Source organism: Geomonas sp. Red32 (assembly GCF_023652955.1).
Lineage (GTDB): Bacteria > Desulfobacterota > Desulfuromonadia > Geobacterales > Geobacteraceae > Geomonas.
Genome location: NZ_JAKLOY010000002.1, coordinates 1 through 16,867, shown reverse-complemented (window position 1 = coordinate 16,867; position 16,867 = coordinate 1). Strand labels below are relative to the sequence as shown.

16 protein-coding genes are annotated in these 16,867 nt (G+C 54.7%); 3 read left to right on the top strand and 13 right to left on the bottom strand.

Features of this window, described 5'->3' with window-relative positions:
• The first annotated feature begins 2 nt into the window (after window positions 1-2).
• The 3 genes from L4X63_RS07045 to L4X63_RS07035 all read left to right on the top strand — a co-directional run bounded on the left by L4X63_RS07045 (window position 3) and on the right by L4X63_RS07035 (window position 3,141).
• Window positions 3-1,325 (top strand): vWA domain-containing protein, encoded by a 1,323-nt coding sequence (locus tag L4X63_RS07045; RefSeq protein ID WP_250677911.1) that lies wholly within the window; start codon window positions 3-5, stop codon window positions 1,323-1,325.
• Window positions 1,325-1,741 carry a hypothetical protein gene (locus L4X63_RS07040; protein WP_250677910.1) on the top strand — a complete coding sequence of 139 codons (417 nt, stop codon included), beginning with the start codon at window positions 1,325-1,327 and terminating at the stop codon, window positions 1,739-1,741. The genes L4X63_RS07045 and L4X63_RS07040 overlap by 1 nt, the downstream gene beginning before the upstream one ends.
• A gap of 203 nt (window positions 1,742-1,944) precedes the next feature.
• A complete protein-coding gene (locus L4X63_RS07035) occupies window positions 1,945-3,141 on the top strand; it encodes a hypothetical protein (protein WP_250677909.1) in 1,197 nt (398 codons plus the stop codon).
• 429 nt (window positions 3,142-3,570) lie between these two features.
• On the opposite strand, the gene L4X63_RS07030 is transcribed toward L4X63_RS07035, so the two are convergent.
• From L4X63_RS07030 to L4X63_RS06970, 13 genes are all read right to left on the bottom strand, one after another.
• Entirely contained in the window at window positions 3,571-4,581 is a 1,011-nt protein-coding gene (locus L4X63_RS07030) for a transposase (protein WP_250677908.1), read from the bottom strand.
• A gap of 401 nt (window positions 4,582-4,982) precedes the next feature.
• The gene (locus L4X63_RS07025) at window positions 4,983-6,194 is read right to left on the bottom strand and encodes a hypothetical protein (protein WP_250677907.1); all 1,212 of its coding nucleotides are present in this window, start codon (window positions 6,192-6,194) and stop codon (window positions 4,983-4,985) included.
• A 230-nt stretch (window positions 6,195-6,424) separates the two neighbouring features.
• The gene (locus tag L4X63_RS07020; protein WP_250677906.1) at window positions 6,425-7,243 is read right to left on the bottom strand and encodes a hypothetical protein; all 819 of its coding nucleotides are present in this window, start codon (window positions 7,241-7,243) and stop codon (window positions 6,425-6,427) included.
• 178 nt (window positions 7,244-7,421) lie between these two features.
• Window positions 7,422-8,018, bottom strand: coding sequence for a hypothetical protein (locus L4X63_RS07015; RefSeq protein ID WP_250677905.1), 597 nt, complete (start codon window positions 8,016-8,018; stop codon window positions 7,422-7,424).
• A gap of 98 nt (window positions 8,019-8,116) precedes the next feature.
• Complete coding sequence (locus tag L4X63_RS07010) at window positions 8,117-8,725, bottom strand: hypothetical protein (protein ID WP_250677904.1); 609 nt, start codon at window positions 8,723-8,725, stop codon at window positions 8,117-8,119.
• A gap of 104 nt (window positions 8,726-8,829) precedes the next feature.
• Window positions 8,830-9,723 carry a hypothetical protein gene (locus L4X63_RS07005; protein ID WP_250677903.1) on the bottom strand — a complete coding sequence of 298 codons (894 nt, stop codon included), beginning with the start codon at window positions 9,721-9,723 and terminating at the stop codon, window positions 8,830-8,832.
• 287 nt (window positions 9,724-10,010) lie between these two features.
• On the bottom strand, window positions 10,011-11,015 hold the full coding sequence (locus tag L4X63_RS07000; RefSeq protein ID WP_250677902.1) for an RDD family protein: 1,005 nt from the start codon (window positions 11,013-11,015) through the stop codon (window positions 10,011-10,013).
• 189 nt (window positions 11,016-11,204) lie between these two features.
• Window positions 11,205-12,332, bottom strand: coding sequence for a toxin-antitoxin system YwqK family antitoxin (locus L4X63_RS06995; RefSeq protein WP_250677901.1), 1,128 nt, complete (start codon window positions 12,330-12,332; stop codon window positions 11,205-11,207).
• Between the two features lie 390 nt (window positions 12,333-12,722).
• Window positions 12,723-13,637, bottom strand: coding sequence for an aldo/keto reductase family oxidoreductase (locus tag L4X63_RS06990; RefSeq protein WP_250677900.1), 915 nt, complete (start codon window positions 13,635-13,637; stop codon window positions 12,723-12,725).
• 192 nt (window positions 13,638-13,829) lie between these two features.
• Window positions 13,830-14,723, bottom strand: a complete 894-nt coding sequence (locus tag L4X63_RS06985; RefSeq protein ID WP_250677899.1) for a hypothetical protein — start codon at window positions 14,721-14,723, stop codon at window positions 13,830-13,832.
• A gap of 41 nt (window positions 14,724-14,764) precedes the next feature.
• Complete coding sequence (locus L4X63_RS06980; protein WP_250677898.1) at window positions 14,765-15,439, bottom strand: DUF2845 domain-containing protein; 675 nt, start codon at window positions 15,437-15,439, stop codon at window positions 14,765-14,767.
• 200 nt (window positions 15,440-15,639) lie between these two features.
• Complete coding sequence (locus tag L4X63_RS06975; protein WP_250677897.1) at window positions 15,640-16,059, bottom strand: hypothetical protein; 420 nt, start codon at window positions 16,057-16,059, stop codon at window positions 15,640-15,642.
• A gap of 187 nt (window positions 16,060-16,246) precedes the next feature.
• Window positions 16,247-16,675: a hypothetical protein gene (locus tag L4X63_RS06970; RefSeq protein ID WP_250677896.1), complete on the bottom strand. Its 429-nt coding sequence runs from the start codon at window positions 16,673-16,675 to the stop codon at window positions 16,247-16,249.
• Between the last annotated feature and the right edge of the window lie 192 nt (window positions 16,676-16,867).

The following is a 16,867-nucleotide window of genomic DNA, read 5'->3' as shown; positions in this document are numbered from 1 at the left end:
GGATGGCCGGGAACCCTTACAAACCGATGATCCCGTCGCCCCACCTCAAGCAGGAGAGTCCCCCGGGGACAGGGGGCGGGGGAAGCCTCCAACGGAGTGCCGAATCGAGCCTCGCCCCCGCCCCTCCCCATCAAGAAGGGAGGTCTCATGAGCCAGTCTCGGGCGCTACCCTCGAAAACGCAGTAGTCCGGCTTTTACGCGAGCGCCCCTTCTACGGCCACTTCATCCTCAACCTCCGCCGCGAAGAGCGGAAGATGGAGGGAAAGCCCGCTGGCGTCACCATCCGCAACGGAATCCCCACCCTGGCGGTCGACCCGGCCGCCTTTGGCCAGCTGACCGCGGCCGGGCAGCACGCGGTGCTGGAGCACCTGGTCAAGCACCTGCTCCACCTCCACCTGCTCAGGCGCAAGGGGCGTAACCAGCACGACTGGGACGTCGCCTGCGATCTCGCCATCAATCCCTCCACACCCGGGCTCCCCGAGGGGGCCACCTACCCCGCCGACTTCAAGATGCCCGACGGCCTGGCCGCCGAAGAATACTACGACGCGCTGGTTCCCCCTTTCGACCTGGGCAACCTGGAAGGAAGCGGCTTCGGCGACGCCGAACAGGACAGCAAGGGAGCCTCGGGCTCGGGAAGCGGCGAGGCGGCCAGCACCCTCGACGACCATGCCATCTGGGAGGACGCCGACAGCACGCCGCTGAACCTCGCCGAGGAGATGGTGCGGGCGGTGACCATGGAAAGCCTGCGCGGCAGCGACGGCGAGGTCCCGGCCGAGATCCGCGAGGTGGTGGATGGGCTCATGCTCCCCTCCTCCGTTCCCTGGCGGCAGATCCTCCGCCAGTTCGTCGCCACCGCCGGAAGGGTCGGCAAGAAGAGCACCTGGATGCGGGAGCACCGCCGTTTCTCCCACAACACGCCGGGGACCAGGAAGCGCCACCGGCTGAACCTTTTGGTCGGGATCGACGTGAGCGATTCCACCGACATCGTCGAAATGCGGGAGGCCTTCGGGCGCGAGCTCGTGCAGATCGCCCGCGGGCGCGACGCCCACATAACCGTCCTCTACGCCAATAGCCGCATCCAGAGGGTGGAGTCACTGACCGGCTCGGCCTTCGTCCCCGAGCGCTACGACGGCGGAGGTTTCACCGACCTGCGCCCGGTCTTCGACTACGCCAAAACCATGCACCCGCGGCCGGCCGCCGTCATCTACCTCACCGACGGGGTGGGCCCCGCTCCCGGGGAGATGGAATGGCCGACGCTCTGGGTGCTGACCGCCAAAGGCGAAAAGCCGGTCCCCTGGGGGATCGAATTGAGATTGGAGGTGTGATGTACAGCGAAGAAACCGAATTCAAGCCGATGACCGCCGAATCGGTGGGTGAACTTTTGAGCGAGGCGGGCGCCGAGGTGATGGTCCGCTCCGGGCGCAGCGAGAACTACAGCGCACCGAGGGAGTTCTCCTTCGAGGTCAAAGGGATCTTCCCCAACGGCATGGCGCTCCACGTCGTCGCCCGCCAATTCAACTACCGGGACCCCTGGGAGACCGAAGGAAGGGTCAACGACCTGGTCGACGTCATGCTCCTTAGGGACGGCGCCCTCACCCCGCTCCCCAAGGGGTACGACTACTTCCAGGGGGTTGAGGAAGAGTGCGGACTGGACGAAGAGCAGCTCAAAGCCATCATCGACTGTGTCCGCAAAGTCAACGTCAAGCTCTACCTGCTGCAGGAGATGACCGGCGATCTCTGAAAAGAGCCCCCACCCGCCGCAATACACTCATTATCCCACGCTTAGATTCATCCACTCTCCTTGAACCCTTGCCCGGCTGTGATAGCTTAATACTGTCAGAGGCCGGCAAGGGTTTTCTATGACCACCCACCGGCCGAAGTAGTTCATTTCGCTATTCTTGCCGTTTTGATAAACTTGTATAAAAAGGCAAAGGAGGGCCTAGCATGGGCAAGCCTGCCTGCAACGTGGCGATGTACCATCCGGATCTGAGAGTACTCTCTGCCAGGTACCGCAACTGGCACGTGAAAGCCCTGCTCGATGAAGCCTCGGTCCTGATCGAACGGTGCCTCACCGAATTCAAGGAGTACTCATCCCTCGACTACGCGTGGACCCAGTTCCAGCTCGGTCTGAAGATCCAGGAAAAGCAGATAGATATCGACCGCGTCACCGAACCGGAAGCACCACCGGGCGAGGCCGAGGCGGCCGCCCTCATGGCAGAGGCGGAAGCCGCCGAAGAAGAGCCCGCCGAAGAGGAGGCTCACGTCGAAGAGCGGGGGGAAGAAGAGACCGCCGAGGCGCCCCCGGACGAAACCTACCAAGCCGAAGCTACCCCTCCCCTCACCACCCTCGAACTCCAACTAGAAGCCGTCAAACGCAAGCGGGAACTCTCCGCTCCCGGCCAGCCGTTCGCCCTCAACGACCAGCGCGATCTCGCCCTGAAAAGGCTTTGCCGCGACTACGAGGAGACGGTCAACCGCGCCTGGGTCTGCGAACAGGGGCTGAGAAAGATCTACGACTACGAGGAGCTCGAATCCCCGCTGCCGGTCGAGGCGGAAACGCTGAGCGAATCGCTCACCAGTCTCGCCATCTGGATCAGGAGCGCCAGCGAATGGCTGACCCGCTACGAGCAGCACCAGCAAACGTTCACCCGGGTGATCTCGCTGCGCGCCCTCATGGGGCGGACCGCCTGGGCCGTGCTCAAGCAGTCGCGGGAGAGTTACTCGACCCGCTTCCGCCTCCCGCCCGAGCTTTTCAAGGGGCACGACAACTGCCACCTGAGGGGGGTCGGGGCCTGGCTGATGGGGGATTGCGGGGCGGTTCCCTGGACGCTGGTGGTGCGGGTACCGGAGGAAGGGGTGTACGAGCGGTGGGGTCAATCGGTCGAGGTGGATCAGTCCGGCCGGGCTTCCTGCCTGCTCGGGCGGGTGGAAAACCGCAAGTCGCTCCACCCGGTGCAGATGAGCGGCGAGAACACGCTCCTCAACGCCACTCCGCTGGGCCTCCAGACACCGGGCGGCCAGTGGTACCTCGAGATCCAGAAGCCGGCCGGGGCCATTACCGAGTCCTTCGCCCACCTGGAGGATCTGATCCTCGAGCTGAGCGTGGTGGGGATCCCGCAGCGGAGCATGAACGTGGGGTAGCGGAAAAGCTCCCTCTGGAATGGGCTGCGGCAAGGGCCGGGTTTTCCATATATATTTTTACTGGAATGTATGGTATAGACGTCTCAGGAGGTAAACCATGGAAGGATTTCTCTTTATGGGCGGGTTCCTGGTCTTCTGGGTGGTGCTTCAGCGCTTCATCCTGCCGAAGCTCGGCGTTCAGACCTGAATGTCGCCGGCATGCTCCTTCGGTCGGGGGAAAGACGACGAAAAAAAAGAGCATCAATGAAAAAAGGGCGCCGAAATCCGGCGCCCTTTCCTTTTCCTGTTAAAGCCTGTCGCATTTCGTATCCTCAACGCGACCTACGAGTTCCTTCCGCCAGCCTCACGTCCCCCCCTTTGCGAAGGGGGGACAGGGGGGATTTGCCTTGGCAGAAATCAATATTGGAAGTTCCCCTTGAAAAAACCGGGTCACCACCGCAGGCGGTAGAGGCGAAGGTCGTTGCGGAGCAGAGATTCTCCCGCCAGGGCTGCGGCACAGATGGTTGAGTGGGCCATGCCCAGCTCGGCGGCTACCGCCTTGCCGGGATGGCAATTCCGTACGTACGCCACGTAACAGACTGCGCTGCGCGCCCTCCGGACCTCGGGAAGCCGGCTCCGCCCTCGAACCTGCTCCGGGCTCAGCCCGACCGCCGCGGCTACCTTTTCGACCACTTCCGATACCGAAACCACCGCCCGGCTTTCACCGAAGAGGTTCTCCGCCCTTCCACGAACCGGCGCCCGTTGCCACTCTTCCGCTTCCTCGATCCCGCGCACGAAGGCGCTGGTGCCCAGCGTGCGCCCGTCGCACCGGGCCGGATGCGCCTCCAACCCCAGCCTTCGCACCCGCCGTTTTCCTCCCCCGGCCAGCTCCCGCCGCTCCCCTTGACCCGCGCCCGCCTTCACGAACCGGCGGTAGGCCAGCAGGCGGCTGACCTTTTTCCTGCCGAAAGTCTCCAGCACCTCGCCCACGCTTTGCCATCTCAGCACCGACGAGCCGATGATCGCGCCGTGGCCGCACCATGGGTGGTTCTCGAGATCCTTGTATCTCGCCACCTCGCCCGACCGCAACGGGTGGAGGTGGAGGTAGCGGACGAGCTCCTTCAGGACAGTTTCGTCCTCGCAGGCCACCGACTTGTAGCGCCCGCGGAACAGGCGCCCGCGCCGGCCGTGCCGCTTGTTGAAGCCGCGGGCATAGGCGACCAGCAGCGGCAGCATCAAAGTGGTAAGCCTTTGCCTGGTGGGGCGCAGCAGCAGGTGGAAGTGGTCGGGGAGCAGGACCCAGGCGAGGCACTGGGTCTCCGTCTGGGCGAGGAGAGGTTCCAGTATCCTGAGGAAGATGTCACGGTCATTGTCGTCCTCGAAGAGCCGTTGGCCCGGGACGGCTTTGACGATGACGTGCTGGAGAAGTTCGACCTGGTCTATGCGAGCGAGGGTAGGCATGTGGGAAGTCTATCAGCCCTCCCCTCGTGGGCAACCGAAAGGTGTACCCGTTTAGACGGTCCTGAAGGGGTAGGTCCCTATCCCTCATGGATCTACCGGCCTGTTGGCGAGGAGAAATTACCCAGTAATTCCGTGTAAATAGCCGCAGTAGCTCCATTTGCTCCCGCTCCGAGGGGACGCCTGTGGGGGCGTGATGGTTTTTTCGGTAAAACCATGCAATACCGGCAGCTTAAGCCATCTTAAGCCGCTTTTTTGCCAAATGTGCATTTTAGTGCCTCAGGTTCGACGCCCGGAGAGCCATCACGCTGGCCGAAAAGGAGCCACGAGTAAATCCCCCCTCCCCTACATCCACCACCTCCAACTTGAGAACTTCGAAGCCTGGCCCCATTGCCATTTCCTTCCTATTTCGCATACTCCTTCGTGACGTCGTCTACGGTCCCGTCTTCCTTGTGAATCAGGACCTGACTGATGGAGCCATCCGGCTGGTAATAGACAAACTTCCCCGTCCCTTCGCCGTTTTTTTGCTGCCCTTCGACGCTTACCTTCCCGTCGTCGAACCAGGACCGGAACTCCCCGTTTTCCAGACCGTCCACGATGCTTTCGCGGAAACGCAGTTTGCCGTTCCGGTAATACCCGCACCGCAGCACTTTTTGGGCATTCACCCTGGTATATGTTATGTCCTTTTCTCCCGTCCGGTAGCTCATGACGACGACTTCGGCGCCGACTTTCTCCGGCTTTCCCTTCAATTCCTCAATCCTTTTTCTGATTACATCGGCATGGACATAGTCCGGCTTCACCTTAAGCAGCTTTTCATACTGCTTCAAAGCCCAGACAAAGTCATTTTCCTCATACTCCAGGTCTGCCATGTTAAGCAGGGCCGACCACCGGTTCGGCTCTTTCTCCAAGGCCTTGTTCAGATAGAAGAATGCCATGTCCCAGGGAGTCGATTCGATCGGCCCGGGATCGCCGGGATCCTCCGAATAGCGCCTGGTGTCGTGGTTCTTCCTGCCCAGGGTGTAATAGGCGAAGCCAAGGTTGTTCGAGACCTCTGCAGTGGCGACATCTGGCTCCTGTTCGATCCTTTTCCAGATAGCTATGGCCTCCTCGATCTTGCCGCGCTTGAAGAGATCGAGGGCTTTCTGATTGAGCCCTTTCCCCTTCTTGGTTCGTTTCTTGAGGGTGACGTCTTCGTACTCCTTGCCGTTCCAGAAGTAGGTGACGTCTTTGGTTTGCATCGCTTCGTTGTGATCGTCGTCGTCAAAATAGTACGTGTGGATGTCGGGGTAGCCTTTACCTTTTTTCGGCTCTGCGTCGATGCCCCTGCCATCGGTGCTGAGGACGATACGGCAACCGTCCGGGAGCCTCAGGAGAGCAACGAGCGACGTGCTGCCGCTGCCCGCGAGCCCCGCCTCCAGCAAGATCAGGTCCTTCCGGCCTTCATTGTCCCGGATCGCGACGATCTTCTGCAAATAATAAGAAGACGCCTCCTCGAGGGCCTCGACGCATGCCCGGCCAACCTCCTGCTCGGTCACTGCGCTGCAGGCCTCCCGCGAGGTGCCGGTAAACGGAAGGAGAAGGAGCGCCAGAAGCAGAACCGATTTCCTGTAGTTCATGATGTTCCTCACTCAATTCTTTACGGTCACTGGATATACAACGCCCGTGTCCGGTTGCCCCCGCCTTGGGCCAAGAAGGGGGACATCCCATGTAATTATGCGTTACTGCCGTCTTGGGAAAGGAGAAACGCATAAAAGCATGGGCGTCCCCCTCATTCCCCCAGTGCTTTGCCTCGGTCCAACTCCGTTGTTGGAATTCATCCCGTAATATCTTCGCGGCCGCGCCGGAGTCACATCACCTTGTGATGCACAGCTTTTGTGATTATTTCGCCAGTTATGGCATCGATCTGAAAACTGATTTTCTTGGAGGGGACTCCGGGCAACACCACCGTAACCCCGTAGCGGACGTAAGGGGGCTTCGGCTTCGCATACTTTCGAAGAAGATTGAGCTTCAACGCTTTCACATTCTCGCCGGCGTCCGTCAGGTCCTTTACCACGATCTCCATGACCTTCTTTTCCGGAAGATGTTTTTTCTTTGCCGCCGCGTACAGCTCGGGCGGGGAAGGAATCAGCTCAATTTGTGCGCTGACGATGTTTCCTGCAGGATCGACGAGGAAACGAAAATCCCCGCTTTCCGCCGGTACCCCATCGATATACCTGTCGAGCAGCACATAGGTGAAGTTGTTGCCGTAGTCATCCTGGAAGGTTTTCCTCTCCCGTATCTCGCCCAGGTTCTCGATGCCGAGGAAAGAAGCCTCCTGTGCAATGAACTGCCTTGCGACCCGCCGCGCCCGCTCGCTTAGGGGTTCCGTTGTCTCTGGCTCCGCATTCGGTGCATTCTTCAGCACCAGTTTCCCGCTCAGAAGCAGCCGACCCAAAGGACCGTTCGGTGTTTCCTGCAGAGTAGAGATAATATCGTCCAAGCTCTGATACTTATCCTCGAAGTACAGCTTAATATTGCTTGGCAATTTATAGCTCTTACTGTCCTTTACGTTATTGGCACCATCACCTTGTGCGAACGCAGTGGCGGCAAGTAGGGACAAGATGACAAGCAATATGACATAGCGAATCATTTGGAGGGACTGCGACACGAAGGTGGTGTATTTCATCCTTGCTCCTCGATTCGTAAATGGCGGACGTCGAAGGGGACGGTCATGCGTTCTATGCGTTTACCTACCCTTCATCGTGATGGCGAGACCGGCCCTGCATAGAGAAACGCATGCAACGCATGACCGTCCCCTTGCTTTGCCCCTTGCTTGCGCGGGTTGGACGTTTGCTTTCAACTCCTCAAAGACTGTTATTGGGGTTGCCAGATATATATGGATTTAATGCCATTTTTGCTTGCGCGCCTACTATTAAATTAGCGCATCTGTGGATGTGGCCGTATATTTCTATCAGATCTGCTATAGTCCTAAATATCTGGTCCAAATCACCCATTCTGCGTAAAGACGCAGCTAATCGTTTATGTTCCTGTAGTATTTCATATTCCAATTGATATTCTAACTTTAAGGTGTCAAAATCTCGTATCGCAATATCAACATCATATGGAGCGGACTTTACATAAGAGCCGAAGCACTTCAGAACGTATGTGTTGAGAGGAAATTCTTCCTTATCTTTACTAGCTGCTATCACTCCAGAGATGGTTCCAAACATTTCTACTAATTGATCGTATCGCATTGTTACATGGCTTTGCCAGTCCTTGTAGTAATTAAATAACAATTCATGTGCTTTAAACCTATTATTGCGTTCTACTTCAGCAATTTTGAGTTCAAGTTGAACCTTGCCCGCCTTAAAACCAACAAAAGCTGTTATTGCAGCGGGGCCGATAATCTTTATAGCATCAGTTGAAATTGACGTGATAGTTTTTAGAAGTTCAGAGTCCATGAGTCGTCCCTTGAATATAAATGTTGTATGGTGCCGAGGTGCGCGCCAAAATCTTCTAATTCTAGTTAAGCAGATCCGTTTGCCCAAGAGGCTGAGGCTTACGGGGCGCGAAGCGAACCCGTGGAGCCGATAGATGTGCATCGATCCTTCAGCTTCACGACTTCGCCATCGAAGTCTCCGCATTTTTTTGAAAGCAACTCCAACAGCGGTTGAAACGCCTGCAACCATTTTCTTCCGTCCGTATTTCCACTTTTGTACTGCCATTTGTAGCCATTTATGATTTCATTTAGTTGTTCCCGTACGATCATTATGTCATCGAAAGCTGGTTGAACTTCGGGGAAATACATGTGAATGAGCAGTGTCACTCTGTTTGGGTCAAATTTCACCTTTTCGCCACTACTAATCGTCATGTCCAGTGCTTGGTTGAAGGTTAGCTCTCCTTGCATAACTTGACGGTAGGGGAAGTAGTGGGAGCAGAGATGATTCAGGTATCTCTTCGATTCAACGTAAAGCTCTTCGAGTCGATTCCGTACGAGATCCTCATGCTTTATTTTTTGGTCATGCTCCAATTGCAGTTTAAGCCTTTGATTTGTAGCACGGTTTGATAGCCACACACCCAGAAGGGTCATCCCTGATGACAAAATTGCCGTCGCTAGAGCAATCCAGGCTTGAGATGGCACAGACTGCATTAAATTAGCTATGGTCATTCATTTTCCTCTCGTACAACTGCCAGCCGTTGACCCCGCCAGTCCACCTTTTTCCGGCGGCTGGGTCTAACGGTTTGGCTCTGACATTTTTTTGTAATTCCTTTTCATTGCCACAGGGATAACCGAGATTCTATGTAACTTTTCAGCATTTTATATCTTCGAATCAGCTTGTCATCCTTTCTATGCTCATGAGTTGTTAGCTCGTTGCATACAAAGCCGTAGCAAACTTGTACTATCTCTGGAGGTAATGCAGTTGTCATGTGCTCTTTGCAACCAGCACCGAGAAAGTCGATAAATACACATCCGTCCTCGTCAATGGCCAGAAGATCTAAACAAATTTTGGCCGCATCTTTGTTCGCTTGACCGTAGATGTCAATTGGGTTTTGCTGTGCAGTATGAGTCAAGTAACTTACCAACTCCTGCCCCACGACCACCCTTGGATATGACGCCACTTTAGATTCTAGCGTGTGGGCACGGGCAAGGGCAGAACCGTAAAACTCTCCTCTTGAAATTTCTAGCCCTACGCCCAAATCGATTCCACCGCGCACAGGATGCCCACCGGCAAGTGAAAAAATCAGGGTGCTTGCCGTAGCACCAAGCACCCCAAAGATACCGCTACATGGGACCTTGAATCTATTAGTCCTTAATGGGAGATACACGACGGCCGAATCAGAAAACTTTTGAAACTGGATCGGCTCGCTAGTGAGCTGGTTGTAGAGTTTCCGCTGATCAGGTCTTAGTTTCGCAGCCCATGGGTTTTCTTTTGCGAATCCAGTGAAGAACTCGGAGAAAGACTTCCGCATCCCAGTAACGACACCATAAGTGTTCTTAAGAGCCTTTATAAACTCTTGCATCTCAGCTGGTTCCGACTTGTCTGGAAGTCCCTTCAAGTTCCGTAAATGTCCTTGCTGTCCGAGCAGATCCACGAAAGCGACAACGTAATAGCCAGCAGTAATGTCTCTTTTGGCTTTATTCGTCTTTGGCTTGCGCTTTACCATAATTTTCCTCATATTGCACCGGGTAGGTCGGAAGCCTTGCGGCTCCCTCCCCCCCCTAAGACCCGGACTTGAAAGTTTCCCCTTCATCCGGCTCGGGCATTCTCAAAGGACGCCTCTGTTGGACGCCCTGGCTATGTTACCTCGTCGTTCGGGGACGTCGAAGGGACGGTCATGCGTTCTATGCGTTTACCTACCCTTCATCGTGATGGCGAGACCGGCCCTGCATGGAGAAACGCATGCAACTGACCGTCCCCCTTGCTTTGCCCCTGACCCTCCGGAGCTCTCCCTCAGTCTGCAACATTATAATTGGCAATTCCAAGGCAGAAGCCAGAAGAAATAGCTACTCGCAATTTGCCGAACCGGTCAAGATCCTTGAATTTCGTACTGACCTTGTTGAGGATTTCTTGCCGGATTCGTTCCCTTTCTGGTTTCTGATCGAATGTGGCCAAGGGAACATATACTATCACTGCCAAGGATTGCGCCTTGCCATTGAAGGTGTTGGCTCTTACCTGAACACCGTCGTATTGCGTTGCCAGATACTCCTGAATTTCACCCATTTCTGCCATGTCACCAGGATGCCCAGAAGTGATCTTCTGTACCCCCCACACGAAAGCCCCAGCGAAGAGACAGGACACTGCAGTCAATATAACCAAAGCGCGCTTCGTTTTCGCGGAATCCTCCAAGCGGTTCAGGGTCTCAGTGTCAAAACAATCTTTATAGACCACGATGCTATCTGCGGCCATATCGTGCAGTCCTCGCTTAAGCGGATGCAATGGGATCATAAGGAAACAAGCGAAGAAAGCCCAAATAACAACCAGGATATAGACGGTACCAACGGCCATCATCGTCGAATCGGGGATATACCTGAGGAGGCTTCCATACATCCCGTTGTAAAAAATGAACGATACAACCAGGTATCTAAGGAAGGATTTTCCGAAACCCAGATACTCTCCATCCCGACGCAGGACCTGGATGCCAAGCAGGCGTTTGCCGGGAGTCTGGCCACCACAAAGCCTGGTATGCTGAAGTCCATAGTAAAGGAAGCTGCAGGTCAGGCCGATCCATATGGCGTGTATTCCCATGGCGCTGATGCGGTATCTGAACAGGTACCCGACTCCGTAACCTGGGATACCGAGAATTATTGCGTCCAGGAAGTCCGCAAAAAAGCGCCGCCAGAACCCAACAAGGACCTTGGATGACTTTTTCAGACCCTTGAGTTTCTCTTCGGCCAAATCGTCGGAGACGGACCAGTCCGTCGTCGGTGAGTCGCTATCCTCTGCTGAAAATTTCATCTGGGCTCCATTTCAACGCGGTGGTGTTGCGGCAAAGTTATGAATTTGTGAATAGCTGGAGAGCCTCCTGACGGCCGCGTTACTTAAGTTAGTAACTACGTCTCTCTCCGCTCCGCCTATATTTGTATTTTCGATTTCTTCCAACGCGTAGAGGGTGTGCGGGGGGCACCGCACCATCCGATGGTTGGCCTATCGCTTCGGCGTCACGTCCTTGAGGGACCCATCGGGGTAATGAACAAGAACCTGACTTACTTCCCCCGCTGTATCAAAATACTCCCAGGTCCCGATCGCTTTTCCCATGCGCTGCGTCCCGCGAACAGACAACTGACCGTTCTCGAACCAGCTTCGGTAGGGTCCGTCTTCCGCGCCGTCAAGAAGAACGACCTCAAATCTGGTTTTCCCGTTCTCGAAATAGCCTCTATTCATGACCTTGTGTTCATCCAGCCTGGTAAAGGTAATGTTCTTCCCCCCAGACTCGTGCCGCAGCGCCACGACCTCAACCCCCACCTCTCTCGGTTCGAGCTTCAGTTGAGAAATCTTATCCCGCAGTGCTGCAGCGTGTTTGTAATCAGGCTTCAGTTCCAAAACCTTTTGATACTCCTCAATAGCGGCCGTGAACATCTTTTCCTCTGCATAGAGGTCGGCGAGGTTCAGATGCGCTGTCCACCTTTTTGGCTGAGCTTGCAGGGCAATATCGAGGTAGGTGTGAGCCTTGACGTAGTTTTCCGCAGAGTTCTGACGCTTTGCAACGGTATAATAGGCAAACCCGAGGTTGTTGTAGTCCTCAGCGGACAGACTTGCTGCACTCTGCTGGTAAGCCTCCTCCCATATTTTGATTGCCTCCTCAACTTTGCCTGATTTATACAGTTCGAGCGCCTTCTTTGCCCTCTTTTTCACCGGTTTCGCGGCTTGTTCTTCATAATTATGACCGTTCCAGATGTACCGCGTGGAAGGGGATTCATCTGCTGAGAAGTGCCAGGACACCTCGATGTCGGGATAGGCCGCCTTGCCGGGGGCGAATCCGGCCGCACTGCCTCCGGCGCTGAGTACAGATCTGCTGTTTTTACCCTCCTCCAACATCACGTAAATGTCGCCGTTTTGACTGCCGTTCGGAGAGTAGCAAATCTGCAGCTTTTTCTTTGTTCCCTTATCCTTGACGATGTACGAGTCTTCTTTGGGGCAGGACAGTTCAACGTCCTGGTCCTCGTCACTGCCGCTCGCAGGAAGCTGATCGGCGCCAAAACCCTTGTGAGCTGAAAGGGACAGCAACAAAACCATTCCAAAAACGACAACAGAAGTACGGACAACTATAGACACTTACTCTCCTATCCCCTACAGGGCTAGCGGGTATGGAAACTATGATTTGCTGGACATCAAATTCGTTCAAGCTGTCGGGAGTGAATTAGATGTTGCCAAGCGTAATCTTGTCCATGTCATACCCGATATGGTTTTGGTGCTGGTTTTCGCCCAACGCTAAGCACACCGGCTTGTCCGGTGCTGCGTCCTGTTGACAATAGCCTTCCGTCAACTCTTACGAACCGGTTTCGCCCTTTATCCCGACTTCAGTCGGCTCGATCGGCTCTCACCCGCTCTGACCAACACCGTAGAATCAGCAAGCGATCTGAGGTTGCTGAAGCCGTAGTTCTTGATACCTCGGCACCTGACGCAACTTACCAAGGTTCTCCAAAGTTATTTGCACTCCTGTACTCAATGCATCGGCGCCACCGTCGTTGCGGCAATACGATCCAGTTTCTTCAGGGTTTCGGGTGACAGCGTCAACTCACCAGCCGCCAGGTTCTCACGGAGATGAGCGACCGACGACGTGCCAGGGATCAACAAAATATTGGGCGACCGGTGCAGTAGCCACGCCAGCGCGACTTGCATAGGCGTAGCCTGAAGCTGGCCCGCAATCTCCAAAAGAGTGGACGATTGTAGCGGCGTGAACCCACCAAGTGGGAAAAAAGGCACGTAAGGGATGTCCTGTGCAGCGAGAGAATCGATTAGGCCATCATCATTTCGGTTAGCGATATTGTAAAAGTTCTGCACGCAAACAATCGGCACAATCCGACGTCCTTCCTCAATCTGCGCGGGGGTGACATTGCTGAGACCGATGTGGCGTATTAAGCCCTTTTGCTGGAGCTCGGCTAGAACCGTTAGCGGCGCTTCGATTGATCCTTCGGCAGGCCCATGCACGTCGAACATGGCGCGGAGGTTGACGATCTCCAGCACATCGAGGCCCAGGTTGCGCAGGTTATCGTGAACCGCCTGTGTTAGTTCTTCGCGTGAGAAAGCCGGCAACCATGATCCTTCCTTGCCGCGTCGGGCACCGACCTTGGTAACAATGACGAGGTCCTCGGGATAGGGATGCAGCGCCTCGCGGATCAACTGGTTGGTGACGTGGGGGCCATAGAAATCGCTAGTGTCAATATGGTTTACTCCGCTCGCCACGGCTTCGCGCAGTACAGCCAACGCCGCGTCATGATCCTTGGGCGGGCCGAATACCCCGGGCCCTGCGAGCTGCATCGCGCCATAGCCTATTCGTTGGGCCGACAATGATGTGCCGGAGAACGTAAACCGACCGCCAAGCTTGGCATCATTCACTGTTTTATTATTTGTCGTCATGGGGATCCCCCTTGTAGGTGGTTAATCGGTGGTCAGACGGTGCCAATCGCATGTCCCCACCTCTCATCAGATCGAGTCTCGCTTGTCTCGGCATGGGGGGCGAAACTGGGGTCAGGCTTTCATAGTTGCAAAGTCACCGCTAAAGATTGCAACATTGCAAGCCTGACCCCAGCCTTTGCTCCTGACTGGCCATCAATCCCCATTCATGATGATGCATGACAAAGGATTTCCGGGCTCGCCAGCGATAGACCCAGCGGAGTTCGCAACCCAACCGACCAAACCGAACTGTGAACGAACCAGGTAATTTTCATAAGGGAAGACGCCCAGGCCACTGTCTTGACATGCTGGGGTAGAAGCGCCATCTTCGTCGTGGTAATACCGTTCAGCGAGAAGTATTTGAACCTTTTCGCCTTTAGGTATTTTCGCGACACTCTCACCTTTGCCACATTTTTGTGTCCGCAAGTCAACTGGCGCCGACGCTACGCAGACTTCATCGACCAAATACAACGGTTGGCGCACTTCCCTTATACCTTTCGAATTCACCGTGAACTTTCGCCTTACGTTGTAAAACTGGTTGCTATTACCGGAGATGTAGATGAAACAGCTGTTAGATATGGCGAGATAGGTGCCATCGGCAGTGACCGTTTGTTTCTTGGGGCCAACCGAGGTACGCAAGATGAAGGTGGGATCTTCGCTCAGACCGTTAGTGAACCCGATTTGCAAAGTATTATTGCCACATTTGAACTCCAGATATGAGTCATCATCTGAAAAGTCTCCCTCAACGCCCGGCTCTGGCTCCTGGTGAATCTTTTTATATTTGAGAGACGGGTCTATGAGCACCGTTGGTCCAAGGTAGCTAGCGTCCCTGACACTGACCTTGTTATAACCTTTAAATGGTTCCGGAAGAGAGGTTGACTCCTGCGCTTCAGCGGCATTGAAATGCAGACAGAGCATCACTAAAATGACGGAAGCCTTCAGCATAATCTCCCTCCCCCGCTTCGATAGTACAACGACCATGGCAATATTAACCAGCACGCAAAAAAGAATTGCCATCGTCGTCCAATAAATAATTTTAGCAAGCAGCATTCTTCCCTCTGGGAAGTGCACCTTCAGAACTTCGTTGTGGATCAGTAGCCGTGATCAAGGCTGATAACCTTGCTCACACGACCACGGTGGAAGCAAACAGCTTGCATGAACTCGTTGGGGCCGAAATTGTAGAGCCAGATCTCAGCACACCCGCTTCTATAGGAAGCGCTTTTTGCAACAGGTTCGTCGCACTTCTGCATCACCTCCTGCATTGAGTCGCCGTTCGTTGCCAGCCCGTTTTTACACCGACAAGATTCGAAGGCGTTGAGACCTGAATTAGCATTTGCAGCAGCATTCATAGCCAAGGTTATATTCGGCGGGACTGCTTTTTGCTGCCCACTCCTCCCCTGCGCTACCTGTTGATATACCGGCGGAGTGACATACGGAGGCACTGCTTGATTCCTGGTCGGGGAAACCGGCGGCTCAACTTTCTTTGGCATCTCAGGACGCGGCGCCTCTGTCGAACCACCCTTGGTATTACCCAGATGGATGACACCGTTTTTATCTGTTCGTACGTAGTACTCTTTGATAGGCGCCGGTGTCGGTGGTCTAGGAGAAGCCGTAGGCGATTGCTGAGCCTCCTGGCTCACCGACTTGCTCGCATCAACCTGCGAGTCCTGTTGTGGAGAGGATTCATGCTCGCTCAAGTAAGGCGCCGGCAGCAAGAAATACAGAATAAGCAAGCAAAGCGTTAATGCAATAAGTAACCATCTCATATCAGTGTCGCCCCTCCCCGGACCAACTACCCGCCACCTGCCCCTACTAACTCAACGAAGTGGGAATCCCCGGAGACAAAATGCCGATAACTTCTTCACTCCTTGAAGACTGTGTTTCAGTTCTTCATGTGTCCTTTAATCCGATTATGTCCCCGGAATGACATCCTAAAAGCATTGGCGCCGCCTTCTTTTACCACGCTCTAGGTAGCCCGATTCGGCCTCGTGGTAACCCGAAGCAACGCCCAAAACGGAACGGCCGCCCACACCGTTAGGTAGTCGGTGATTTCAATCCAACTGGTGCCGGCACTTCCGATGAGAATCGACCTGAAAAAGATCCCCCACAGGACGGCAACGGTCCCGATCGCAAGAGAGTCGGTCAACACCTTTCTCTGATCATGTCGCACCGCACCCGGCAACTTCATAACCAACCCCGCAACCAGTCCAACGACAGCGATGTGACGGAGCTTCATCCAAAAGAGAGCCGCAGTATGACTCTGGGGAATGACCGCCCGCAAAAGCTTCGGCGCAGTTGAAAATGGTAGAAAAACGAGAATGACGGAAACGACCAGGAGGTAGGCTGCAGCTACCAAGGTGACGATTAGAATCCTTCTCAACTTCATCTCTCCCTTCTTGTAACCTTTCCCCCCGGCGGGAAAGGAAAGTTATTCACATATCAACACCCGGTCCCATCGCCCCCCACAACGGCTGGAAGTTGACCGGCCGCTTTGGGACCGGTCCAACTTTTTTGTTGGGATTACTTCTTTCGCTCCGAAGACCTACGTAAGCTACCAGCCCATCTGAGGCCCCTCAGCTTTTTCCGCCTGCTCCTTTTTGGCTTTCGTAAGTCACCGTGTACACGACATTGTTTTGCACACGGTTGTGGAGGACGGCATCAAGCAACTCTTCCAACTGGATAGAAGCCTGAGTCTCCTCTACTTCGCCTCCCAAAAACTTTGCTACCATTTTAAATTTTTTACTTACTCTGCCAAGAACTTCCAATGCCTTAACCAACGCAGGTAAATATCGTTCTTCGAGTTTCCAGATCGGAGCGTCAATTTCATAATGGTCTGCGAGCAGCCCACAAGAGCAGTCCCCTGTTGTTGAAAAATGCAATGCAGATCCACCGCCAGAAACTTTTATTTTCTGAATACGAAGACCAGAGACTTCCGACAGTCGTCGAGCACTTACTCGGGCTGGAGCATCTGGTGCTATTTGCGCAATAAATAGAAGGCACATACAGATCTTTCTTTTTCGGATAGTACAGGTCGAGGCAGGAACAGGACCACTCGCCTACAGGTTCATCCCGTCCAACGGGTTGCAGGTGAGCGGCGAAGCGGCTTAACTTTCATAAACTTTGCCGACTTCACCGTACCGCGGAGACCGCCTCCACCTGTTGTGGTTGGCACCTTTCTTCAGGTGTAAGCCTCA